At 55.3% G+C, this 5,826-nt stretch carries 3 protein-coding genes and 4 pseudogenes; 6 read left to right on the forward strand and 1 reads right to left on the reverse strand.

The window, feature by feature from the left end; genetic code table 11:
• Nucleotides 1-181, reverse strand: a pseudogene (locus tag VTU_RS34570) (ABC transporter ATP-binding protein); the annotation flags it as partial.
• A gap of 232 nt (nucleotides 182-413) precedes the next feature.
• On the opposite strand from VTU_RS34570, the pseudogene VTU_RS31010 reads away from it, so the two are divergent.
• From VTU_RS31010 to VTU_RS35800, 6 genes and pseudogenes are all read left to right on the forward strand, one after another.
• Nucleotides 414-701 (forward strand): annotated as a pseudogene (locus tag VTU_RS31010) (haloacid dehalogenase type II); the annotation flags it as partial.
• Between the two features lie 271 nt (nucleotides 702-972).
• Nucleotides 973-1,968, forward strand: coding sequence for a PD-(D/E)XK nuclease domain-containing protein (locus VTU_RS31015; protein ID WP_081479674.1), 996 nt, complete (start codon nucleotides 973-975; stop codon nucleotides 1,966-1,968).
• Nucleotides 1,965-3,092, forward strand: a complete 1,128-nt coding sequence (locus VTU_RS0100715) for a hypothetical protein (RefSeq protein ID WP_010099873.1) — start codon at nucleotides 1,965-1,967, stop codon at nucleotides 3,090-3,092. The genes VTU_RS31015 and VTU_RS0100715 overlap by 4 nt, the downstream gene beginning before the upstream one ends.
• 2 nt (nucleotides 3,093-3,094) lie before the next feature.
• Nucleotides 3,095-3,787, forward strand: coding sequence for a hypothetical protein (locus VTU_RS0100720; protein WP_040891563.1), 693 nt, complete (start codon nucleotides 3,095-3,097; stop codon nucleotides 3,785-3,787).
• 152 nt (nucleotides 3,788-3,939) lie between these two features.
• Nucleotides 3,940-4,794: pseudogene (locus VTU_RS35795) on the forward strand (transposase); the annotation flags it as partial.
• A gap of 192 nt (nucleotides 4,795-4,986) precedes the next feature.
• A pseudogene (locus VTU_RS35800) lies at nucleotides 4,987-5,662 on the forward strand (transposase); the annotation flags it as partial.
• Nucleotides 5,663-5,826 lie beyond the last annotated feature (164 nt).

Here is a 5,826-nt window from a genome sequence, read left to right on the forward strand (position 1 = left end):
GGGCGATGGCCAACTGTTGTTGCCCGCCTGTAGGGGTCACCGCCGCGGCGCCGCAGCATCTGCGCGAGCACCGGGGTGGATCGGCTCCTATCCGCCAGGCCCATGCACAGGTTTTCTTCCACTGTGATGCGTCCGAAAATTTCGCGCCCCTGCAAGGAACGTAGCCGATTCCGGCGCGTGCGCCCTTGAGGCGCAGGAACAGCTCGGCGGTGCGCGCGATTTCTTCGTCAGTCATCCCGGTCACCGGTTCGTTGAGCAGTCACGCATCTGGGCCGTGCAAACGCTGCGGCTGACCCCGCATTTCAGCGCGCCAGATAGGATGCAACGTTGGCCGCGCGCGGCGAAATTTTTTGCGCGGACTGTCCGTTTCTTGCCGCGCAGGCGACAAAACTTTCGGCATGCAGCGCACTACGATGCACCGCATGCAGCCATCCGAATCCATCCTCCCAAGCATCCCTTCGCCCGCAGTTCCGCGCTTTGCCCAAGTGCAGGTGTTGGCCTTCGACATTTTCGGCACTGTGGTCGACTGGCACGACAGTATCGTGCGCACGCTGGACGCGAGCGCCTTTGCTCTGGCTTGGTGCGCGGGCTACGTACCGACCATGGCGCGCGTGATGCGTGGCGAGCAGGGTTGGGCTTTCATCGACGATCTGCACCGTGGCATTTTGGACACGTTCCTGCCACGCTTTGGCCTGGGGCATCCGCAAGGCATGTCTGATCTCACCGGAAACGACCGACGAAGGCTGGAAAAATTGCTTGGTATAGGCAACGGCTACGTCTTGATCAAAAAGCCAAGGTTTCTGCGACGAAGCGGTCAACCTGGGAGATGCCGTTTTGAACCTACGATGTTGATAAAGCGTTTGACCAAGAACGGGGCGATCACAGGCAACTGATTCGCATGTTGTACCGATATGCTGAAAAGGCAAGGTACTCGTAATAACAGAAAAATAGGCTCAGCAACAAGGAAAATAAATGTCGGCTGAAAACGAAAATACCGCAAAACTTTCTGAAGTCGCAGCAACTGAATTATTCAGCGAGTTCTTTTGGGAATCCACGGGCATGACAAATCATGACTGGCCGTGTGATGATCAAGAGCGACACAATGTAAAAACACATCCGTGCGATGTTGTCTATTACTACAATGAACCATATTCTCCGAATCGAACCTACGTTCATTGTGATCTAAAGAGTTATGCCCAAGGGACTATTCGTCCAGCATCGGTAAAATCTGCTGTGGAGAGTCTTGCCAAGCAGGTTGCCTGTGCTGAAAAAAGTGAACAATGGCGGAAGTTCCACTGTCATGACCATGTGACTGCTTCAATCTGCGGACTGTTGTTCGTATACAATCACGATGGGAAATATGATGCAAATTTTCAGAGTAATCTAATCAATATTAATCCAGAATATCTACATCTTCCCAAAGGTGCAAAGCTCTTCGTGCTTGGACCGAAAGAGATTTTTTGGCTAGACAACATTCGTGATGAGATTCAACGAATGCGGGGTAGCCGGTCCGCGGAACTCCCGTCACATGATTACTGTTCCTATTTTCGCCCGCAATTGAATCGGCGTGCGAATCTCCAGGCGCGAACCGCCAAAGCTGCAACGCTTGAAATGTTGACATCTCCGATAATTATTCTTGAGCATCGTGATCCGAAAGGCAGTGCAAAGCGGGGAGTTGTAGTATTCTATTCCAGAAAGGGGGAGACTTCTGACGAATTCATGTATTTGATTGATACACTCCGCAAATACGAGCTTTTAAACGATAACACGACTGTTACCATCAAGACTCTCGAAGCGTCACCAACTTCGTCCCCGACCTTTAAACACGCGCAGCAGCAATATATCGAAGGCATCAAGGCTGGCGCCAGTAAGACCGACTTGGCCGGGTACGTAAACGCAATCAAATATGAACCGATGAATAAAATCAAGAGCACTTATTCGGCAATTGATTTGGGAACATGGAAATGACTGAGTTTCTCGACCATCTTAGCGCTAACGACAACGAAATTTACGACTTGCTCATTTCTGGCAAGCAGCGGCTCACCGTATCGGTACTTCGTGAATTTGCACGGGACAGAGGGATTTTCTACTCGCCCGAAGACACCCGAGAAGAACTGGCTGATTACCTGTCCCTCCTTCCGCACGATTTCCACGATATCGCGGGCATAGTCCAAAAGCGAGAACCTGCGCATCGGCGTGAAAAGACCACCTTCGTTCGATTGGGTTCGCAACTTTCCGTCGAAGAGATGAAGGATGCTGTGACAGCTTATGCCAATACCGTGAACACCGACGAGAACATCGTACATCAACCGAAAGATAAAACGGGCTACTCAGTCAATATTTCCTACGAGGAATTCAATCACACACGAACCCGGCTGCTTCAGCGCGAGCGGCATGAGGCCAGTATAGAATTTTTTGTGGAGAGCGGCCAGACCGTAGTCAGGCTCCCTGCAACTGACAAGGCGAAGCGGGTCGTTGCAGCCATCAAGGAAACGGTGGAACAAAAGCGAAAAGCAAAGATCATCGAAGAAACGATTGAACTGACTGACCTCACCACGCCTGCATTGCGATCAAAGTTCTTCACTCACCTGATTTCTTCATTTCCAGGGTACAAGCTCAAGAACGTAATGAGATTAAAGGTTTCATCGCTGCAAGTCAAGGACGAGGACGAAGAAGATAGTCTCGATTTGGAAGAAGACTTGGAGGACGGTGCTGCACAAGAAATGTTCGCAGCCGTGCACAGTATGGCTTTGTCAGGCGAAAACCTTGTTCAGTCACAGGAGTACAAAGACCTGACAGCACGGGGATTCTTCATTACGGCGATCACTTGGCGTTCGGAGCACGAGCGTGAGCCGAACGACATCATTCAGTTCGATGCTGGGTTTGAGAGTCGCAAGGCAGGTACTGGTTTCCGATATCAGGTTCAAGGTGCATTTCGAGCACACAAGGGGACGCATCGGACGTCAATTGTTCATGTAAAAGACGCAGAGAAAAGTAAGCTATTCTTTCTCATTGAGAATACCGCCAGAAAAGTGCTGGATGACCTACTGCGAGAAGCTGCCGATGACGATCCCGGTGATTCCAAGGAGTGATCATGAAAAGATTTCGCTGGTTCCATGTTGAGTGGCCCACTTCAATTCGCACGCTAGCGAAGCGAATCCATCTATACACGTTCGAGGGCGAATCGGGGCACGGATTTTTCATTGACCGGGTACGCGATGATTATCTTGAAGCGCGCTACGTGGAACGGATCGAATACACCGATGTCGTTGTCGATCCCTTCGGCAAGGAACTGACGTTTGAACGGGTTGAGTTCCGCCAGACCCTGTTCAGGGCATCGTCAACCGCTCCTGGCTTGGAACTGATTGATCCTCCGCGCAATGTTCAGGCATTGATGAATCGGCTGTCCGAGACGATGGATTTTGAGATAGCTATCACACCTGCGGTGGTCGATGTATTGTTGTGGTCGGAAGTGCTTCAAAATGTCGGCGGGATTTCGTCAGTCGTTGACTCTCTACAAATTGGTGCCCTTGAGATTGAGCCTGGCATCGTTGCAAAGGTGGTCGTAAAGGGTGACAGAGATGTCCGTGCAAGCTGTACCGCACTCACCCAGGCCCGGAAATTCGCTACGGAGAAGATTCAGCTTCGCCTTGCAAGTCCGCATCGCGGTACTGTGGTGCTGTCGTTAGGTGGGTCGGCCGCACTGAGTTCTGAGGACTCGATTGAGCATTTGATGCAGCCTCTGCGCACGGCACTGGCCAACGCCATGCGAGCGCCGAAGCGGTGACAGCATAATTACCGAGAACTGTTGATTTTGTTGACTGCTTCTGGGGATATTACCTAGATGAAATGCGAAAGTCGGGCGAACCCGCAGCGCAAAACCCCAGGCGCTCAGAGCCTGTGAAGATATGTCGGCACGAATATTGCGTGTTTTTTGACATGGTCAGCACCCCCACGAAACCCGGATCGAGCGGACACATGGACACCTTGTTTGAGGACCTGATGTTGTCGCCCGACAGCACAACAGCCCCGAAACCAAGAGCGCTCAAAAGCATACCCCGCATGCAAAGCCCGGTACGCAATCAGGTCGAACTGCGTGCCTATGACCTTGACGCCACCCTGCCCACAGACCACCAAGCCCGCGCCGTCTGGGCCTTCGTGCAATCGATCGACCTTCAGGCTCTGTACGCGCGCATCCGGGCCGTCGAAGGCGGTGTCGGGCGCGCTCCCATTGACCCGGCCATCTTGGTGAGTCTGTGGCTGTACGCGACGCTCGACGGGGTAGGTTCTGCGCGCGAACTTGCACGGCTGTGCGACCGTGAGGACGCCTACCGCTGGTTGTGCGGTGGGGTCAGCGTAAACCACCACACGCTGGGCGACTTTCGGCTCATGCACACGCAGTGGCTCGACGCGCAACTGACCCGCAACGTGGCAGCCCTGTTGTCGCAAGGCTTGGTCAGCATGAACCGGGTGGCCCATGACGGCATGCGCGTGCGTGCCCATGCGGGCGCTGCCAGTTTCCGGCGCCGCGAGACCTTGAAGGACTTGCTGGAGCAGGCCCAAATCCAGGTTCAAGCGCTCAGGAAGGAACTCGATGACAGCCCGGATGCCGGAACGAGCCGCGTGCGTGCGGCGCGCCAGCGTGCTGTCACAGAGCGCGAGCAGCGCGTCACGCGGGCCCTGCGGACGGTGGAGGCGATAGACAAGCACCTGTCGGGCAAGGTCGGCAAGCACTCCCCAGAGACAATCCAGGCTGACGGGACGCAAGAGCAGACAGAACGTGTCCAGGCAAGCGTGAACGATCAGGGCACAGATACGCCAAGCGCCCAAGCAGCACCCATACAAGCCCAGGGGCCCAAGCAGGCTGACGAGACGCAAGAGCAGACAGAACAACATGTCCAGGCAAGCGTGAACGATCAGGGTGCAGATACGCCAAGCGCCGAGCCAGCACCCATACAAGCCCAGGAACCCAGGCAGGCTGACGGGGCGCAAGAGCAGACCGAGCGCGTCCAAGCGAGCGTCAACGATCAGGGTGCAGATGCACCAAGCGCCGAGCCAGCATCCGGACAAGCAAGGGGCCAAGAAACCCAAGGAACCGCGTGTCAGCACCACCGATTGCGATGCGCGGGTGATGAAGATGGCCGACGGCGGCTTTCGCCCAGCCTTCAATGCACAACTGGCGGTGGACACTCAAACCATGATCATCACGGGCGTGGACATCACCAACTCGGGCAGCGACATGAACCAGATGCTGCCCATGCATGAGCAGCATGAACAACGCTACGCCCGGGTGCCCGCTCAGTGGCTGACCGATGGGGGATTTGCCAAGCACGAACAGATCGAGCAGCTTACCGCGCGTGCAACCTGCGTGTTCGCGCCGGTGCCCGCACCCAAGGACCAGCAGCGCGACCGGTACGTGGCGTTGCGTGGCGACAGTGAGGCTGTGGCTCAATGGCGTAAGCGAATGGGCACCCAGGAGGCCAAACAAATCTACAAGGAGCGTGCGGCCAGCATAGAGTGCACCAACGCACATCTGCGCAACCGCGGCTTGCAGCGCCTGAATGTGCGCGGCTTGGCCAAGGCGCGCGCCGTGCTGCTGTGGCATGCGTTGGCCCACAACCTCAAGCGCATGCTGGCTTTGGATTTCCCCTTGGCAGTCTGAGACGCGAAAAACAGGCCGCAATGAGCGATCCTGGCGTGCCAGGCTGCCCTGCAGCAAGGCAAACTCGTCCCGGGAGACGAATCTGGGCTTGAATCGGGCGATCTCCTCCATCTGCACCATCTCCTCCATCCACAGGTCATCGCGCTTGGCTTGTACCGCGTCCA

This window comes from Verminephrobacter aporrectodeae subsp. tuberculatae At4 (genome assembly GCF_000193225.1).
In the GTDB taxonomy this organism is placed as follows: Bacteria; Pseudomonadota; Gammaproteobacteria; order Burkholderiales; family Burkholderiaceae_C; genus Acidovorax; species Acidovorax aporrectodeae.